This window comes from Bacillus sp. SIMBA_074 (assembly GCF_046534555.1).
Classification (GTDB): Bacteria; Bacillota; Bacilli; order Bacillales; family Bacillaceae_G; genus Bacillus_A; species Bacillus_A mycoides.
The window spans coordinates 1-246 of sequence record NZ_JAWRYM010001035.1 but is presented as its reverse complement, the minus strand read 5'-3'; the positions used below and the strand labels follow the sequence as shown (position 1 = coordinate 246).

Annotated in this window: 1 protein-coding gene; it reads left to right on the top strand. The window is 58.5% G+C overall.

What is annotated here, in order from left to right:
• Positions 1-57 precede the first annotated feature (57 nt).
• Positions 58-246: hypothetical protein (locus SB773_RS33920; protein ID WP_410594875.1), on the top strand; the 189-nt coding region annotated here is incomplete at its 3' end.

The following is a 246-nucleotide window of genomic DNA, read 5'->3' as shown; positions in this document are numbered from 1 at the left end:
ATAGCTGATACCGCACAACGCGGTTTAATGCGCGCTGCCTTAGGTGCTGTTTTGCTTATGACAGCAAGCAATACTGCCCTGGCAAATGAAGGCACTTTGCTGCCTGCCCCCCAGCCATTTGAGGCCCAGTACCGGCTAGAGATTCGCGGCTGGCCGGGCGCGACCATCACGCATACGCTCACCAACGAGGGCTCGCACTGGTTGAGCGATATGAGCTTCTCCATTGCAGTGGCCCGCGGCCAAGAG